This is a genomic window from Streptomyces sp. cg36, from assembly GCF_041080675.1.
GTDB lineage: Bacteria > Actinomycetota > Actinomycetes > Streptomycetales > Streptomycetaceae > Streptomyces.
This window is the reverse complement of sequence record NZ_CP163520.1, coordinates 8,217,021-8,234,222: the sequence shown is the minus strand read 5'-3', so window position 1 is coordinate 8,234,222 and position 17,202 is coordinate 8,217,021. Positions and strand designations below refer to the sequence as shown.

Here is a 17,202-nt window from a genome sequence, read left to right as displayed (position 1 = left end):
ACAGAGATCTCTGTCCCAGGAACCTTGGGACATTTGTCCGCCCTTGGGGTCAACGGGCGCTGTGTTTCGGCTCGTTGCCCCAAGGACGGTGTCTTGATCCGTAGTGGCTCGTCAGGTGTACGGGCAGGTCACCAACCCGTACCGACCTGGGTGCGGTCGCCCAGGGCGCCCGTGCCGGTGCCGGGGTAGAAGTAGAGCGGGCCGGTGGTGCCGGTCGGGGCCTGGACGGCGTCCACGTCGCCGGCGCCGTCGCCGTTGAAGTCCGCTCCGACGAGCTGGCGCATGCTGTCCCAGTTGGTCCCGATCTGGGTGCGCGTGCCGAGGGTGTTCATGCCGTTCAGGGAGCCGGTGGCGGGGTAGTTCCACAGCGCGCCGCTCTTGTCCACCGCCACCACGTCGCTCTTGCCGTCGGCGTTGAGGTCGCCCGGGGAGGTGAGCTCGGTCAGGGTGTCCCAGCCGGCGCCGATCTGGGTCCGGTCGCCCAGGGTGCTGGTGCCGTTGAGGGAGCCGCTCGCGGGGTAGGCCCAGAACCCGCCGCGCACGTCCACGGCCAGCAGGTCCGGCTTGCCGTCACCGTTGACGTCGATGGCGGTGAGTTCGCGCATGCCGTTCCAGCCGGTGCCGATCAGGACGCGGTTGCCGAGGGCGGCGCTGCCGGTGCCGGGGTAGAGGTAGAGGTTGCCGGTGCTCTTCTCGACGCCGACGAGATCGGCTTTGCCGTCGCCGGTGTAGTCGGCGGCGGTGAGCTTGTCCATGGTGTTCCAGCCGGTGCCGATCTGGACGCGGGGGCCGAAGGTGCCGTTGGCGGTGCCCGCGTAGAGGAACAGTTTCCCGGTGGCCGCCTCGATGCCGGCCAGGTCCTGCTTGCCGTCGCCCGTGAGGTCGGCGGCGGCCAGGTCGGTCATGCCCGCCGGTGCGGGGTCCTTCGGCCAGGCCGTGCGCGCGACGATGCGGTTGCCGGGGTTCTCGTTGACCATCCACAGTTCGTCGGTGCCGGGCCAGTACGAGAGGTTCTCCAGGTTGATGGCCGTGCGGGTGACCAGGCGTACGGGCTCGTCGGGCCATGCGTGGTAGAGGCAGCTGGGGATGTTGGTGCCGCCGTGCTCGGCAGGAACGAATTCCGGGCAGGGGCCGGACAGGGCGAAGCGGCCCTTGTTCATGGCGATGCCCTGGACGCCGCCCAGGGGTGAGGCGAACGCCTCGGCGGCCTGCACGCGACCCGTGGCGTCGGCCTTCAGGCGGCCGGTGGCGGTGTCGATCGGCCAGCGCACGATGCGGGCGGCGACCTTGCCGAAGTCGCCCTCGACGCCGGCCGAGTCTCCCTCCGCGGTGACCAGGGCGGGCTGGGCGCCGGTGAGGTCGAGGGAGGCGGCGGTGATGCAGGGGCGCTGGGGGACGTCGGCGCCGGGGTAGCTGCCGCAGCCGGTGCCCGCGCCGGTGTACTCGTAGGTCCCCTGGCGCGGCAGGACGTAGTCGTGGCCACCGCCGTGCGTCTTGCCGTTCGCGTCGATCCCGACGGCGGTGTCCGAGGTGATGTACATCTGCCAGATGTCGTTGAGGTCGAAGACGTCCAGGGTGCTGCCCGTGCTCGCCACGTACAGCTTCGAGCCCGACCAGACGATGCCGTGCGCGTGTCCGCCGATGACGGGGACGTAGTTGTTCCCGTCGCTGGAGGACGTCACCAACTGGGCGTGCTTGTAGGTCACGTGGGCCGGGTCGGTGACGTCGGCGAAGGTGATCCGCTCCATGCCGTTCGGCGAGTTGGTGCCGTACCAGCTGGTCAGGAGGACTTTGCGGCCGTCGACCAGGGTTTGCGACTGGGGTGACTCACCGGAGCCGGTGAGACCCTGCGGGATCCAGGTGCTGGTGGCGTCGTCGGCGGCGGACCAGCAGAAGCCCTGCGCACCCGCCGTGTTGGAGGGGTGGCACAGCGGTCGGGCCTGGGTCTGCGACGGGCTGGTGAGGACGCCGTTGATCGTGGTGCGCTTCAGAGCGGGGTGGGCGGACTCGAAGTCCGCCGCCCAGCGGGCCTGCGCGCCGCTGTCCCGCAGGCCCATGCCGTCTGCGGCGACGTGGGTGATGGTGTTGTACGTGGCGATGGCCCCGTTGGGGACCGTGGGGGCGGTGGTCGCGGCGGCCGGGCTCGCGCCGGCGGCCCCCGCGAGCAGCGAGGTCAGCGCCACGGCGGCTGCGGCGGCGCCGCGTGCCGAGGTGCGGATCCTGCGGACTGGGATGGTCATGGCGGTGCTGGCCCTTCCTGGTAGATGGTGCGTGGACGTGGTGCGGGGCAGCTGCCGCACCGGTGGTGCGGCGGCTGCCCGAAGGTGGAGCGGGTGCGGTGTCGCCGGAAACTACCAGCCGGTGCCGATCTGGGCGCGGTCGCCCAGGGTGTTCATGCCGTTGAGGGAGCCGGTTCCCGGGTAGGTGTAGAAAGTGCCGGTGGAGCCTACGGCAGCCTGGACGGCGTCCACGTCGCCGACGCCGTCACCATTGAAGTCACCGCTGACCAGGTTGGTCATGGCGCCCCAGCCGGAGCCGATCTGCACCCGGTCACCCAGGGTGTTCATGCCGTTGACGGAACCGGCACCCGGGTAGGCGTACAGATTGCCGGTGGACACCTCACGGGCGACGATGTCGTCCTTGCCGTCCTTGTTGAGGTCGCCGGGGCTGACGATCTGGTCCATGCCGTTCCAGCCGGCGCCGATCTGCACGCGGTCCCCGAAGGTCCCGTTGCCGTTGCCGGGGTAGAAGAACAGCTTTCCGGTGGACGACTCGACCGCCACCAGGTCGCTCTTGCCGTCCTTGTTGAGGTCGGCGCCCGCCAGGTCGTGCATACCGTCCCAGCCGGTGCCCGCCTTGGTGCGCTCCCCGAAGGTGCCGTTGCCGTTGCCCGGGTAGATCCACAGCACACCGTCGGCGTCGACGGCGGCCATGTCGAGCTTGCCGGACCCGGTGAAGTGGCCGGAGGTCAGCTCGCTCATGGTGTCCCAGCCGGTACCGATCTGGACCCGCTCGCCGAGCGAGCCGCCACCGGTGCCGGGGTAGAAGTACAGCTTGCCGGTGGCCGCCTCGACGCCCACGACGTCGGCCTTGCCGTCGCCGGAGAAGTCACCGCCCGCGAGGTTGGCCATGCCCGCGTCCTTCGGCGGGGTCGGCGCACCCTCGACGATCTTGTTGTAACGGTACGGCTTGAAGCCGTTGCTGTTGATGTAGCTGCGGCTGTACGTGGCCTTGCGGGCGTTGGTGCCCGTGTGGGCCTCTTCCATGATGTTCGCCGTGGCGTGGCTGGAGTCGGTCCAGCTCACGAAGAGCACGACATGGGAGTTGATGTTGTCGAGCATGTCGCCGGGCTGGAGCTGGTCGAGGTTGGAGAGCGGGGCGGACACGTCCGGCAGCGACCAGGTGGTCAGGCTGGTGGGCAGGTGCCAGGCGAGGGAGACGAAGCCGGAGCAGTCCTGACGGTAGTTGCGGCCCTGCGGGTCGCCGGTGTAGCTGGACTGGCTGTACGGGACGCCGTTGTTGACCCAGTACTGGGCGCGGGAGAGCACCTCGGCGGTGGTGATGCTGCCGCCGACCGAAGAGGTCCCGGCGGCGCCGGCAGTGGCGGCGCCCGGTCCGGCGACCGACAGACCCGTCACGGCGGCGGCTGCGACGAGGGTGGCGACGGTGGTCTTCTTCAGCTTGGCGGTGAACTGCGACATGGTGGATTCTCCTGTGGAAAAGGGCGCGGTGAACCGCGTCTGGAATGAGGGAAGTCGGTAGTGCGCAAAGGTGCGTGGCAGTACGCGACCGCGGTGTACGCCCGCGGTGGTGGCCGTCGCTGCCGGAGGTCGTGAAGCAGGTGGTGACGCAAGGCGCGTCGGGCCGGCGCTGCCGGGTGCGCTGCTGGGTGCGACGAAGGACGTGAGCGGGTGGGCCCGCTGCTACCAGCCGGTGCCGATCGCGGCGCGGTCGGCGAAGCCGCCGCCGCCGTTGCCGGGGTAGAAGTAGAAGGTGCCGGTGGATCCGGCGGGGGCCTGGACGGCGTCGAGGTCGCCCTTGCCGTCGCCGTTGAAGTCGGCGCCGACGAGCTGGCGCATGGTGGTCCAGCCGGTGCCGATCTGGTTGCGGTCGCCGAGGGTGTTCATGCCGTTGAGGGAGCCGGTGCCGGGGTACTTCCACAGCCCGCCCGCAGTGTCGACGGCCACGAGGTCGGCCTTGCCGTCGCCGTTCAGGTCGCCGGGGCTGGCGAGTTCGGCCATCCCGCCCCAGCCGGAGCCGATCTGAACGCGGTCGCCGAGGGTGTTGGTGCCCTTGAGCGAACCGGCCCCGGGGTAGGCCCACAGCGCGCCGGCGGAGTCGACGGTTAGCAGGTCCGGCTTGCCGTCCTTGTCGACGTCCATCGCGGTGAGGTCCCGCATCCCGCCCCAGCCGGTGCCGATCTGCACCCGGTCCCCCAGAGTGCCCATGCCCGCCGCGGTACCGGCGCCCGGATATACGTACAGGTTCCCGGCGGTGGAGTCGACGGCGAGCAGGTCCGGCTTGCCGTCACCGGTGTAGTCGGCGGCGGTCAGACCGCTCATCGCGCCCCAGCCCGAACCGATCAGCACCCGCTCGCCCAGTGTGCCGTTGCCGTTGCCGGGGTACAGCCACAGCTTGCCGGTCGCGGCCTCCACACCGACGAGGTCGGCCTTGCCGTCGCCGTTGAAGTCGGCGGCGGTGAGCTGGACGATGCCGACGGGCGCGGGCGGGATGTTCGTCGTGGGGTAGGGGTCGATGCCGTCGTCGGTCAGGCCCGCCTGTCGCCCGCAGCTGCCCCATGCCTGCGGCCCCTGGTGTCTGAGGACCTTCTCGGCGATGAGTATCTGCTGTTGTTTGGTGGCCCGGTTGGGATACGTGGCGTACTGACGGCCGCCGAAGGCGTCCCAGGTGGAGAGGAGGAACTGGAGGCCGCCGTAGTACTGGTGGTTGGACGAGATGATGGTCCAGTCGTCCGTCGACTCGCAGTGGGCGACCTTCTCCCATGTACTGAGAGAGGCGGCGTTCGCGGTGCCGCCGCAGGTCAGCGAGAGGGTCACCCCGGCAAGGGCCAGGGCGGCGGTGGCCGTTTTCGCAGCGGTACGGGAGGGGGTACGGCGTGTGGGCATGGCGGAACCTTCACTGGGCGAGGAGGAGAGACAGGAAGCGGTGTCGCCGGGCGGCAGTTGCCCGGTTCTGCACCGACGCGGGCGCCGACGAATGAGGCGGCCTGGCCGGGCGGCACGGCACGGCACCGGGTATTGAGGGTGAGGGCCCGGGGGGGGGTGCGGGGAGGGCGACTGCTACAGCTGCCCTGCAGGAGCAGCTGGCGCGGCGCTCACAGGCCGTGCGGCGGGAGGCCGCAAGACGTAACGGGCGCTCTGGGCCCGGCGGTTAGGACCAGCCCATGGTCTGCGGGGCGGCGACGGGAGCCGTGGCGGAGGTGCTGTGCGCAGGTGCGGGGCACAGGGCGCTGCTGAGGCCCAGAACACTGGTGAGCAGGGCAGTGACCGCGGTGGCCCGGGCGAGCGTGGTGCGGAGCATGGCAGGTCCTCTTCTTCTGACGTGGTGTCGGTGACGGGAACCGGTTCGCATCCCGCGGTGACGCTGTCCGGTTCCGCCTGCCAGGTGGTGTTCCCTGCTGGCGAGAACTACTTTCGCCGCTGGTCAGGTCCAGTGGAAGGGTTTTCCGGTGGCCCCAAACGGCCATGGCCGCTTCCGTCCTCGCCGGACCGCGCCGGGCCGGAAGCGGACAGCAGCGCCTCATAGAACGGCGCCACCAGGGGTACCTGGGCCGACAGCAGTGACCAGCCGCCGAACTCGGGGCGGCTCAGCACCCGCAGGCACACCTCGGCCGCCCGCTCCTCGGCGTCGGCAAGGCTGTCCGCGCGTACGTAGAGACCGAGTACGGGGTCGGGCGAGGCGTTGGCGTGGACGGCGACGTGCTCGATGCCGCCGCCCTCGTGGGCCTGGGCACGGACCAGCGACCGCGTGTCACCGGGCAGACGGGCACCGAGCGGCCCGCGCAGACGGGCGTGGACGAGATACATGCGCCGAACTCTTCCAGAAAGTCAACCCGCCTCCCAGGCGCGGCCGATGGACACTTTGGGCCATGGCCGCTTCCGCACCCCTGAACTGCCGCCCGCGCCGCCTGAGTCACGCGTGGCGTGGCATGATCTTTGTGGACCCGAGTGGGGGTCACGGCACAGGCTCTGGGGGGTTGCTCGATGCTGACGGAACTGGGACTCGACGCGGCAGCTGAATCCGTCTACCGCGCCATGCTCGCCGATCCGGCGGGCGGGGTGGCCGACATCGTCGCCAGAGCGGGTCTGCCCGAGCACGAGGTATGCGCAGCCCTGGACGTCCTGAGCGAACTCGCCCTGGTGCGGCCCTCGGCCGACCACGAGGGCGGCCTGCGGGCGGTCTCGCCCGACCTCGGCATGGAGATCCTGATGGCCCGTCAGCAGGCCGAACTGGCCGCGCAGCAGCACCGTCTCGAAGCGTCCCGGGCCGTGGCGGCCCAGCTCATCGCCGAGTACGCCGACCTGCGTCCCACCGCCGCCAGCCCTGGCGTCGAACAGCTCATCGGCATCGACCGGATCCGCGACCGGCTCGCCCGCCTCACCCGCGACGTCACCGCCGACGTCATGTCCTTCGCTCCCGGAGGCGCCCAGCCCGAGGCTCAGATGCAGGCATCACGCCCCCTCGACGAGGAGCTCCTCCGGCGCGGGGTGCGGATGCGCACCGTCTACCTCAGCAGTGTCCGCAACGACCAGCCCACCGTCGAGTACGCCGACTGGCTCGCCCAGCGCGGCGGGCTCGTCCGCACCGTTCCGGCACTGCCCACCCGGATGATCATCACGGACCGGTCCACCGCCGTCATCCCGGTCAACAGCGACGACACCTCCGCCGGAGCCGTCGTCCTGACCGGACAGGGCACGCTCACCGCGCTGTGCGCGCTCTTCGAGAGCGTCTGGGACACCGCACAGCCCCTCGGCCAGGCAGCGCGCCAGGACCCCAACGGGCTCAGCCCGCAGGAGTCCACCACCCTGCGGCTGCTGGCACAGGGCCACACCGACGAGGCCATCGCCAAACGGCTCGGCGTCTCCCCGCGCACCGCCCGGCGCACCGCGACCGAACTGATGGAACGCCTCGGCGCACGCAGCCGTTTCGAGGCGGGCGTCCGCGCCGTCCAGCACGGCTGGCTCCCGCCTCAGCCCTCCTGATCACTCCGCAGCCCGACGCGTGACCGTCCGGGCGAGAGGAGTTCACGGGCCCGCGGTGGTCCGCAGTCTGCGGCGGAGCGCCGCGGAAGACTGGCACGCCCGCGGCTCGCCCCGAACCCGAGTGCATCCCTGTGCCGCGATTCCCCGGGGCATCCGCGCCTTCACCCTCCGATCGCCGGATCGGCAGATCACGCACTCCCGAGCATGCTGGTGGCCAGGGCATGCGCCTGGGTGCGGATTTCGGGGATGGCGGTGGATTCGAGGTGAGTGCCGCGCAGCAGGGGGCCGAGGGCCCAGAGCGGGGCCTGCATGGACTCGTCGCTGCCACGGAGGCGGCCAGATGAGGTGGTGTGGAAGCCGCCGAGGCCGGTGGGGTCGGGCGCTGCCAGCCCAGTGGCGAGGAGGTCGGTGACCAGCGGGTCTTTCACGCGGCGGACGTCCGCCTCGGGGCCGGTGCAGTTGACGACAGCGGCGACACGCAGCGTGCGGCCGTCGCGCAGGCGGACCGAGACGCCGTCCTCCCCCGGTACCGCGTCGGCGACCTCGCCCGCCGCGACCTGGATCCGGCCCGCGCTGATCCCTTCCCGCAGGGCCCGGGCACTGGCCGGCGGGATGCGGTGCCGGTGGGCGTTCCACAGGCATTGGTCGTGGCGGAGGAACTGGGTGCGGTCGGCAACGGTGAGCTGCTGCCAGAGCTCGGCGGTGACCGGGCGCAGACTGTCGATCCCCACCCGCCAGTTGCCATACGCACGACGGCAGGCCGAGACGTGGCGCAGCAGCGCGCGGCGGACGTGGTGCAAGCCCGCGCTCGGGTCGATGGTCGGGGCAGGGATCGTGGGAAGGGCGGACTCGGCGTGCGGCTGGGGCAGGAGGCCGCGCCGGGAGATCGCCAGGGCGGTACGCCCTGCGCGGCTGACGGTGAGCGCCACGTCGACCATGGTCAGGCCGGTGCCGACGAGGAGGACGTCCCCGTGGCGCGGCAGCCTGGCGAGAGCGCCTGGGGCCCAGGGGTCGGGCAGATACCGGGGAGACCCGTGCAAGGCGGATGGGACCCATGCCTCGCCGGGCGGAAAATTGCCGAGGGCAAGGACCGCCGCGTCCGCCCGCAGGGCTTTCCCGGAACCGACGGCGACAGTCATGCCACCCCCGTGCTCGCGCACGCTCACAACCCGCTCGTGGACCCGTCGCAACCGCCCCGCCCCAGGACGGGCTGCTGTGGTGGAGAGGACATCGGCGAGGTACTCCCCGTACAGCGCCCGGGGGACGTGGTCGCCACCGCCATGGGCTCCAGGCGCACGCCGTGCCAGCCACCCGACGAAGTGGTCCGGCGCATCGTGGTAGGCGCTCATTCGACCGGCGGGCACGTTGAGGAGGTGGTGCGGGGCGTCCGTGGCGTAGGCCGCACCCCGCCCGGTGGTGGCGGCCGGGTCGATCAGCTGCACCTCCAGGTCGGCCTGGAGTGCGGCAGCCCTGCGAAGCAGCTGCATCGAGACCAGAGTGCCCGCGGCTCCGGCGCCGATTACGGCGATGCGGCGAGGGGGTTGGGACATCGGTTCGTTCACCTCAGAAGGGAGAGTTCGGCTCGCCGATCATGCCTGCGGTGAGTGTGGTGCCGTCGGTGGGGTCGATGAGGATGAAGGCGCCGGTGCGGCGGGAGTCGGCGTAGGTGTCGAGGGGGAGGGGGTGGGCGGTGCGGATTTTGACGCGGCCGATGTCGTTGGCGGCGAGGTGGCCGGGGTGGGGGTGCAGGGAGAGGTCGTCGAGGGTGAGGCGGGAGGGGATGTCCTTGACGACGGCTTTGACGGTGCGGGTGCCGTGTTTGAGCAGGACGCGGTGGCCGACGGTGAGGGGCTGGTCGGCGACGTGGCAGACGGTGGCCTCGACGTCCTGGGTGGTGGCGGGTGCGTCGCCGCTGGGCACGATGAGGTCGCCGCGGGAGATGTCGAGGTCGTCCTCCAGCAGGAGGGTCACCGACTGGGGGGTCCAGGCCACGTCCACCGGCTCGCCCAGCAGGTCGATGGCTTTGATGGTGGTGGTGCGGCCGGAGGGCAGCACGGTGACCTTCTCGCCGGTGCGGAAGGTGCCCGCGGCGATCTGCCCGGCGTAGCCGCGGTAGTCGGGGTGCTGGGCGGTCTGGGGGCGGATGACGTACTGGACGGGCAGGCGGGCGTGGCAGGTGGTGAGGTCGTGGCTGACGGGGACGGTTTCCAGGTGTTCCAGGACGGTGGGGCCGCCGTACCAGTCCATGTGGGCGGAGGGCTCGACCACGTTGTCGCCCTCCAGGGCGGAGAGGGGGATGGCGGTGATGTCGGGGATGCCCAGTCCGGCGGCGTAGGCGGTGAACTCGGCGGCGATCGCCGCGAAGACCTTCTCCTGGTAGCCGGCCAGGTCCATCTTGTTGACCGCCAGGACCACGTGCGGCACCCGCAGCAGGGCGGCGACGGCGGCGTGGCGGCGGGTCTGCTCGACCACCCCGTTGCGGGCGTCCACCAGGACCAGGGCGAGGTCGGCGGTGGAGGCGCCGGTCACCATGTTGCGGGTGTACTGCACGTGTCCGGGGGTGTCGGCCAGGATGAAACGGCGCCGCGTGGTGGCGAAGTAGCGGTAGGCGACATCGATGGTGATGCCCTGCTCGCGCTCCGCGCGCAGCCCGTCGGTGAGCAGGGCGAGGTCGGGGGTGTCCTGGCCGCGGCGGGCGGAGGCGGCCTCGACGGCCTCCAGCTGGTCGGCCAGGACCGACTTCGAGTCGTGCAGGAGTAGGCCCACCAGGGTGGACTTGCCGTCGTCGACGGAGCCGGCGGTGGCGAAGCGCAGCAGGGTGGTGGCGGCCAGGCCGGCCAGCGGCTGGTTCGTGGTGGTGGTCATGTCAGAAGTACCCTTCGCGCTTGCGGTCTTCCATCGCGGCCTCGGACATCTTGTCGTCGGCGCGGGTCGCGCCCCGCTCGGTCAGGCGGGAGGCGGCGATCTCGGCGATCACGGCGTCCAGGGTGGCCGCGTCCGAGTCGACGGCGCCCGTGCACGACATGTCGCCCACCGTGCGGTAACGCACCCGCCGCCGCTGCACCCTCTCACCGCTCGCGGGGCCGCCCCAGCCGCCCGCCGTCAGCCACATCCCGCCCCGCTCGAACACCTCCCGCTCGTGCGCGAAGTAGATGTCCGGCAGCGCGATGCCCTCACGGGCGATGTACTGCCACACATCCAGCTCGGTCCAGTTCGACAGCGGGAAGACCCGCACATGCTCGCCCGGCGCGTGCCGGCCGTTGTAGAGCTGCCACAGCTCGGGGCGCTGGCGGCGCGGATCCCACTGCGAGAACTCGTCCCGCAGCGAGAACACCCGCTCCTTCGCCCGTGCCTTCTCCTCATCACGGCGCCCGCCGCCGAACACCGCATCGAAGCGGTGCGCCCGGATCGCGTCCGTCAGCGGCAGCGTCTGCAGCGGATTACGCGTCCCGTCCGCCCGCTCCCTCAGCTCGCCCCGGTCGATGTAGTCCTGCACCGAGGCGACATGAAGCCGCAGCCCGTGCCCGGCCACCACCCGGTCGCGGTAGGCCAGGACCTCGGGGAAGTTGTGGCCGGTGTCCACGTGCAGCAGCGTGAAGGGCACCGCGGCCGGCGCGAACGCCTTCAACGCCAGATGCAGCATCACGATCGAGTCCTTGCCACCGGAGAACAGGATCACCGGCCGCTCGAACTCACCCGCCACCTCACGCACGATGTGCACCGCCTCCGACTCCAGCGCATCCAGATGGGTGAGCGCGTACGGACTGTCCGCACCCCCGCCCGCACAGCCCCCGTCATGCCAGACCCCTCTCACTCAGCACGCCATGCACCGCGGCAGCGGACTCCCCCACTCTGCAGATGCGACTCGATCCGCAGATCCGGCGCCAGGGGCACCTCACGGGTCATCCACCCCCGTCAGACCGGCGAGCTCCCCCGCCGCCTGCCGCGCATACAACCCCTTCACATCACGTACCGCACACACCTCCACCGGAGTCGCGACATGCACCTCCACAAACGCCGTCCCCGCCTCCCGATGCCGCGCGCGCACCGCCTCCCGGCTGTCCGCGAACGGCGCGATCACCGGCACCAGCACCAGCACCCCATGCGAAGCCAGCAACTCCGCCACAAAACCGATCCGCTGCACATTCACAAACCGGTCCTCACGGCTGAACCCCAGCCCCGCCGACAAAAACTCACGCACCTCATCCCCATCAAGCACCTCCACACGACGCCCCCCACCCCGCAACCGACCCGCCAACTCACACGCAATCGTCGTCTTACCCGCACTCGGCAGCCCGGTCAGCCACACAGTGGCACCAGCGGTGACCACTGGAGATGGACGGAGGGTGCGGGATCGGCGGGGTTGCATGGTGGATATCCGTAATTCGGGAGTGGCCGACGGGTGTGAGACATCAGTGTGGTGGCGGCGCAATGGCGGGCCTTGTTCCGTGAACCCAACGGTGGACTGGCGGATTGATCGTGGCGTGTGGAATTTCCCCTGGTCATCATCATCCGCCAACGCGAAAGAGCTCAAGTCCCGAGTTGGATGGGCCGATTGTGTGGTCCAACAGATCCGGGACTTGACAGCTGCCCCGCCGGGGAGCGTATCGGCCGGTGCTTCCAGGCACGCTCTCCGAAGGTCCCAGGCCCGCGGTACCGGATTCACGTGGCTGCCGGAGGACGAGGCCGTCTGGCATCGTTGCCCCCCATGGATACGAACCTGGACCTGCATCCGGAAATGCGGCAACCCCGGATCGGCGACGCGGTGGGCCGCGTGATGGGCCGCTGCTGGGACGCCGGCGCCGCACCGTGGTCGGCGGTGGAGGTCATCGAGCGCGACGACGGCCTGATCGAGGCCAACGACGCGTCGCGGTACTTCGACGCCCCGGAGCGCTGGTCCGACCTGGAGCGTTGGGGCTGGGAGCAGGCCACGGGGCGGATCCTGGACGTCGGGAGCGGCGGTGGGCGACACGCTGTTCCGTGGGTGGAACTCGGCCGTCAGGTCGTGGGTTTGGAGCCGTCACCGGAGGCGGTGCGCGTCTCGCGTGAGCGGGGTGTCGAGACGGTGGTGGGCGAGGTGCCGAACCTGCCCGAGGGACTTGGGATGTTCGACACGATCGCCCTGTTCGGCAACAATCTTGGCCTGTTGGGCGGACCCGTTCAGGCGCCTGAGATCCTGGCGGCGCTCGCCACGGTGGCCCGACCCGGCGCGCGGCTGATCGGCAAGGGCATGGACCCTCTCTACGGCGCCGAGGCCCATGCCGAATACCACGCCTGGAACCTCAGCCGCGGGCGGGCCCGCGGGCAGCTGCGCATCCGGATGCGGGACGGCGACACGGCGACCCCGTGGTTCGACTACTGGTTTGCGACGCCGGACGAAATCGCCACCGCTGTCGCCGAGTCGGCGTGGACGCTGGAGGTCCTGGAACGCGAACCGGCAGGCCCCGGATACGTCATCTGCCTGCGCCGCTGAACCCACTGTTCACGAATGTCGGATGCCCCCGCGGGGGGCTCAGACTCGGGCCGCCCGTTGCGCTGCCTCGCCCAAGGAGAAGAACTCTTCGGGCGAGGGCGTTGTCCGGTGCAGTGGCGAAAGGCATGGAGTGCGAATCCCCTCTCCCGCGCCCGCTTTCCCCATTACCCCCTGCGGAATGGACCGGGATATATACCAGAAATGTTCCAACAGCCTCTAATGTCACGACCATGACAGATCTTTTTGCCTTCACGGTAAACGAACTCCGCCGATCCGTCCGCCCGCACCCGGCGCCCCAACGGATGAGTGTGCAGATCGCCGATCTCTGCGATTCCATGTACACGATGTTCTGCTGGACGGGCCGCCAAGCCACGGAGAACCTGGCGTACGAGTCCGCGGGGGCGATATGAGCGCCCGTCCCATCCCGCCGCTCGTCTCCCCGGAGAACGGGCGTGACCCGTACCCGCTCTACCAGTTGTTGCGGGAGCACTCGCCGGTGCACTGGGACGCGGCGACCTCCTCCTGGTACATCAGTCGCTACGCCGATGTGGCGGAGCTGCTGCTCGATGCGCGCCTCGGCGCGCACGACTACCCCGATGTGATCCACACACTGCCGGAGCAGGACCGTGCCGTGATCGCGCCGGTCGAAGACCACCTGGCGCGCTGGCCGGTGTTCTCCGACCGCCCTTCCCAGGCCCTGCTGCGCAGGCGGCTCCAGTCGGTGCTCACCCGGTCAGCGGTCCAGCCCCTGGAGCCGGAGATCCGGGCGGCGGTCCGCCGCCACGTCCAGGAGGGGCTGGCCGGGCCGGCCGATCTGCTGGACGACTTCGCCCGCCCGGCCGCCCGATGGACCGTCAGTCGGCTGCTGGGGGTGCACGCGGAGCAGGAGGGCCGCCAACTTGAGGCGTGGTCCGACCTATTGATCGAGTACTTGCGGCACGCCGGACTGGATGCCGAGGTGGCGCGTGTGGCCCTGCCGGCCGTCACGGGGCTCACCTCGTTCGTGCGCGACGAACTGCTGCCCCGGGCGACCACGCCGATGGCCGTCCAGTTGGCCCGGGCGACGGAGGATCCCCGGATCGAGCCGGCAGACGTGGTGGCGATGGTCGCCCAACTGGTCACCGGCGGCATCGAGCCGACCGCGACGGCCACGTGCACCGCTGCCCTGGGCATGTCCGTCCAGAGCTCGCGCACCGCAGGAGAAGGGGGCGTGCCGACGGATGACGCGGCGGTGGTCGAGGCCGCGTTGCGGGCCGAGCCACCGTTCCAGTTCGCACCGCGCGAGGCGAAGGCTTCCTTCGACTACAAGGGCCACCAGATCATCAAGGGCCAGCGGGTGGTCCTGCTGCTGGCCTCGGCCGGGCGTGAGGACATGGCGGAGGCAGGCACCACCGGCTGTCCCGTGACGGGGGCTGGGGGCGCCGGTCACCGGCCGCGCCCCCACCTGGCCTTCGGGCGGGGACGGCACTACTGCCTCGGGGCACCGTTGGCGCGCATGCACCTCCAGGCCGCTGTGGCCGAGCTGCGCGCGGCCGGGGTCCCGGAGCGACTCGACCGGACGGCGGTGGTGCGCGACGAGGTCTTCGGGCTGGCCGCCTACCGGTCCGTGCCGTTGAGGGCATAGCCATGGACGGGCCCTGAGCGGACGGGCGCTCAGGGCCCGGGGCCAACTGTCGCGCGGAGGGTCACACGGGATAGCCGAAACGCTGGAGGTTGTTGCGCATCAGCACGGTGGACAGCGTCCGTTCGACGGGCTTCATCTCCTTGCGCCAGCGCAGGGTCTTGCCGGGGTTGTACGGCTGGCGGTAGAGCTCCTTCGTGAAGTAGGCCCCCTCCAGCACCACGCCCGTCTGCTGCTCAGTGATCGCTTCCGGACTGCGCTGGAGGTCCTCGATGGGGAGGTCGAGGAAGCCGAACAGCTTGGCCAGTTCGGGCTCCGGGTCGGAGACCAGCTTCTCGAACTCCACCAGGTGGACCCGGTCGCGAAGTTCGGGGCGGGTGCTCAGGGCGAAGTACTGCTCGGCGCTGGCGTTCCAGTAGCGGGAGACGTTGAGCAGGTGGTCCCGCTCGGGGTTGCGCTCCCCGCGCTCCCGATAGCGCCGATTCACGTCCCGGTGGGAGAGCACGACGTCGCGTCCGTCCCGGACGACGTTCACGAAGACCGCGTCGGGCCACAGGCGAAGCAGGGTCTCGGCGACGGCCAGGTTGCTGGGCGTCTTCTCCGATATGAAGCGGGCGCTGGTCTTGTCAGCCGCCACATCGGTGAAGAAGCCCTCGTAGAACTGCTTGAACGACTGGGCCAGCCCAGCGGCGTCGTAGTAGAAGGACTGCCGCTCCAGCCGCCAGGGCTGGGCCATGTCCCGATACATCCGGAAGATCGCCGCCGTGTGGTCGAACTCCGGGCCTCCGGCAATCGCCGAGTGGCTGACCAGCAACTTCTGGACCAGTGAGGTGCCAGAGCGGGCTGAGCCGCCGACGAAGATGAATCGCATTTTCTCTGCTCCTGTCACAGGGGACACGTATCCGGTTGGGGTCTGTGTGGTGGGTTGGCTCTGCGGGTGCGGCGGTTCAGCGGGAAGGCGGGAGGACAGGGCGGCGCTGGCTGGTACGCCGCGATGAGCCGAGGAGGGAGGAGCCGGGCAGAGGGCGGCCTGCTACCACCTGGGCGCGGGGCTCGGGTCGGCGGTGACCGCGACGCGCGGGTTGGGGCGGTAGGACGAGAAGCCGAGCTGGGCGGCCAGGACGGCCAGCTCGGTGCGGTTGGCCGTACCGGTCTTGCCGCGCAGCCGCCGGATGTAGGTGTCGACCGTGTGCCGACTGAGCCCCAGGCTGTGCGCGATGGCCTGGTAGGTGGTGCCGTCCGGCAGTTGGGCAAGGATCTCGCGCTCACGCGGGGTGAACGAGTGCTGGGTGGCCGTGCTGTGCACCATGGGCGGGCTCCTAGAGGGCGGGATCGGCTCGATCACCAAGCGTGGCCGCTCCGGCGCGCGCTCTCCACTTCGACGGCCCTCAGCAAAGTGCCTGGCAGTAAGGCGACGGGCGGCAAAAAGGGAAATTGGGCCCACATTGGTCGTGACGGGTGGGGTTGGCGACCGCGGTCACGTCAGTGTCGGGGACCCGACCGGTCCCCCGGCGGATGGCTGGGGATGGCGTCGGCCGTCGGGTGGTGGTTGCGCAGCACCCGTGCGACGACGGCCGGTTCCAGCAGGGACGCGGGCGGGCGGAGCATGTTGAGTACGCGCAGGAACGCCAGCTGGACGGGGAAGTCGTGGGTACCGGCGAGCAGGACGCGGTCCAGGTAGCGCCGGGTGATCCGCTGCCGTGGGGTGGGCGGCGGCCCGTCCGGGTATCCGCAGTCGGCCGTGGTCGCCAGGGTCCAGCAGTTGGCGAGGAGCGGGCGGACACGGCGGTAGTAGTGGCTGCTGATCCTTGAGCGGCTGCCGTCGGCGTCGTGGCGGTCGAGGCAGTCGCCGAGCAGGGCGGCGCAGGTCGCGGCGGCGGTCATGCCTTGGGCGTAGACCGGGTTGAACGAGCAGAGAGCGTCGCCCGTGACGAGGAGGTTGTCCGGCCGCTGTGCCACCCGGTCGGGGTGTCGGCGGTGGTTGCTGGTGGCGGTGCTGATCGCGATGTCGGTCAGGGGTTCGGCGTTGTGGAGGGCCTCGGCGACGATCGGGCTGGGCAGGCTGCGGGCGAACGGGAGGAAGTCTCCTTCCCGGCGAGTGGGCCTGTGGGGGCCGATGCCGATGAGGGTGACCACCCAGCGGTTGTGCTCGATGGGCATCAGTGCCGCGCCGCGCAACGGGCCCGTGGGGGTGGTCTGCAGGAGGCAGAGTTTCCAGGTGGCGCAGTGCTGGGCGGGAATCTCGTACAGGCGGCTGGCGTAGCCCACACGCGAGTTGAGGGTCTGCTCGGGAGGCGGCGGGCACCCCAGGTCGCGGAGCCAGTGACTGGATCGCGAGCCGCGTCCGGTGGCGTCGACGACCAGGTCGACCGGCAACTCCTCAATGGCGTTCTCCGTGAACCCGGGGCGGACGCGGACGGCCGCGATACGGGTGCTCGTTCCGGCCAGTGCGACCACCTGGGTCCGGTCCCGGATGGTGATGGTGGACCGGGTTGCGACCCTGCGGCGGATGACCCGTTCGACCAGGATGCGGCTGGCGCTGACCGTGCGCAGGTCGGAACGGGCGCGCCGACCCCAGCCGAACGGGCTGCGGATCGCGAGGTCGGCGGCGAGGTCGATGGTGGGTGCGCCGTGCGCGATGAGGTCGTCGGTGAAGCCCGGCACAAGCTGTTCGACGACTTGCCGTCCGCGTAGGAGCAGCCCGTGCAGATGCGCGTCCTGGGGGGTGCCCCACCGGTGCGCGGGGTGATCGGGCAGTGTGTCCTTCTCGATGACGGTGACCCGCTCGAAGTGGTCGGCGAGCACCCTCGCGTTCAGCAGACCCGCGATGCCGGCGCCGATGACCACCGCGTGTGCACGCCCCAAGGGTCGGGCACGCTGCGGCG

14 protein-coding genes and 1 pseudogene are annotated in these 17,202 nt (G+C 70.6%); 3 read left to right on the top strand and 12 right to left on the bottom strand.

Translation table 11 applies throughout. The features are described 5' to 3' along the window. Positions 1–128: 128 nt before the first annotated feature. From AB5J87_RS36200 to AB5J87_RS36180, 5 genes are all read right to left on the bottom strand, one after another. Positions 129–2,240 (bottom strand): FG-GAP repeat domain-containing protein, encoded by a 2,112-nt coding sequence (locus AB5J87_RS36200; protein WP_369383001.1) that lies wholly within the window; start codon positions 2,238–2,240, stop codon positions 129–131. Between the two features lie 111 nt (positions 2,241–2,351). Continuing rightward, entirely contained in the window at positions 2,352–3,701 is a 1,350-nt protein-coding gene (locus tag AB5J87_RS36195) for an FG-GAP repeat domain-containing protein (protein ID WP_369383000.1), read from the bottom strand. Positions 3,702–3,923: 222 nt separating this feature from the next. Continuing rightward, positions 3,924–5,126: an FG-GAP-like repeat-containing protein gene (locus tag AB5J87_RS36190; RefSeq protein WP_369382999.1), complete on the bottom strand. Its 1,203-nt coding sequence runs from the start codon at positions 5,124–5,126 to the stop codon at positions 3,924–3,926. A gap of 265 nt (positions 5,127–5,391) precedes the next feature. Continuing rightward, positions 5,392–5,541, bottom strand: coding sequence for a hypothetical protein (locus AB5J87_RS36185; RefSeq protein ID WP_369382998.1), 150 nt, complete (start codon positions 5,539–5,541; stop codon positions 5,392–5,394). A 107-nt stretch (positions 5,542–5,648) separates the two neighbouring features. Continuing rightward, a complete protein-coding gene (locus tag AB5J87_RS36180; protein WP_369382997.1) occupies positions 5,649–6,047 on the bottom strand; it encodes a hypothetical protein in 399 nt (132 codons plus the stop codon). A gap of 177 nt (positions 6,048–6,224) precedes the next feature. On the opposite strand from AB5J87_RS36180, the gene AB5J87_RS36175 reads away from it, so the two are divergent. Next, entirely contained in the window at positions 6,225–7,223 is a 999-nt protein-coding gene (locus AB5J87_RS36175) for a LuxR C-terminal-related transcriptional regulator (RefSeq protein WP_369382996.1), read from the top strand. A gap of 188 nt (positions 7,224–7,411) precedes the next feature. Here the strand turns inward: AB5J87_RS36175 and AB5J87_RS36170 are convergent, their stop codons facing one another. From AB5J87_RS36170 to cysC, 4 genes and pseudogenes are all read right to left on the bottom strand, one after another. Then, the gene (locus tag AB5J87_RS36170) at positions 7,412–8,773 is read right to left on the bottom strand and encodes an FAD/NAD(P)-binding protein (RefSeq protein ID WP_369382995.1); all 1,362 of its coding nucleotides are present in this window, start codon (positions 8,771–8,773) and stop codon (positions 7,412–7,414) included. Between the two features lie 13 nt (positions 8,774–8,786). Continuing rightward, a complete protein-coding gene (locus AB5J87_RS36165) occupies positions 8,787–10,088 on the bottom strand; it encodes a sulfate adenylyltransferase subunit 1 (protein ID WP_369382994.1) in 1,302 nt (433 codons plus the stop codon). Between the two features lies 1 nt (position 10,089). After that, entirely contained in the window at positions 10,090–11,037 is a 948-nt protein-coding gene (cysD, locus tag AB5J87_RS36160) for a sulfate adenylyltransferase subunit CysD (RefSeq protein WP_369382993.1), read from the bottom strand. Next, a pseudogene (gene cysC / locus AB5J87_RS36155) lies at positions 11,018–11,592 on the bottom strand (adenylyl-sulfate kinase). The gene cysD and the pseudogene cysC overlap by 20 nt, the downstream one beginning before the upstream one ends. A gap of 339 nt (positions 11,593–11,931) precedes the next feature. On the opposite strand from cysC, the gene AB5J87_RS36150 reads away from it, so the two are divergent. Further along, on the top strand, positions 11,932–12,696 hold the full coding sequence (locus AB5J87_RS36150) for a class I SAM-dependent methyltransferase (RefSeq protein ID WP_369382992.1): 765 nt from the start codon (positions 11,932–11,934) through the stop codon (positions 12,694–12,696). Between the two features lie 406 nt (positions 12,697–13,102). Beyond that, positions 13,103–14,320 carry a cytochrome P450 gene (locus tag AB5J87_RS36145; protein ID WP_369382991.1) on the top strand — a complete coding sequence of 406 codons (1,218 nt, stop codon included), beginning with the start codon at positions 13,103–13,105 and terminating at the stop codon, positions 14,318–14,320. Between the two features lie 61 nt (positions 14,321–14,381). On the opposite strand, the gene AB5J87_RS36140 is transcribed toward AB5J87_RS36145, so the two are convergent. From AB5J87_RS36140 to AB5J87_RS36130, 3 genes are all read right to left on the bottom strand, one after another. Beyond that, the gene (locus tag AB5J87_RS36140; protein ID WP_369382990.1) at positions 14,382–15,188 is read right to left on the bottom strand and encodes a sulfotransferase; all 807 of its coding nucleotides are present in this window, start codon (positions 15,186–15,188) and stop codon (positions 14,382–14,384) included. Positions 15,189–15,350: 162 nt separating this feature from the next. Beyond that, positions 15,351–15,626 carry a response regulator transcription factor gene (locus tag AB5J87_RS36135; RefSeq protein WP_369382989.1) on the bottom strand — a complete coding sequence of 92 codons (276 nt, stop codon included), beginning with the start codon at positions 15,624–15,626 and terminating at the stop codon, positions 15,351–15,353. A gap of 173 nt (positions 15,627–15,799) precedes the next feature. After that, on the bottom strand, positions 15,800–17,182 hold the full coding sequence (locus AB5J87_RS36130) for an FAD-dependent oxidoreductase (protein WP_369382988.1): 1,383 nt from the start codon (positions 17,180–17,182) through the stop codon (positions 15,800–15,802). Positions 17,183–17,202 lie beyond the last annotated feature (20 nt).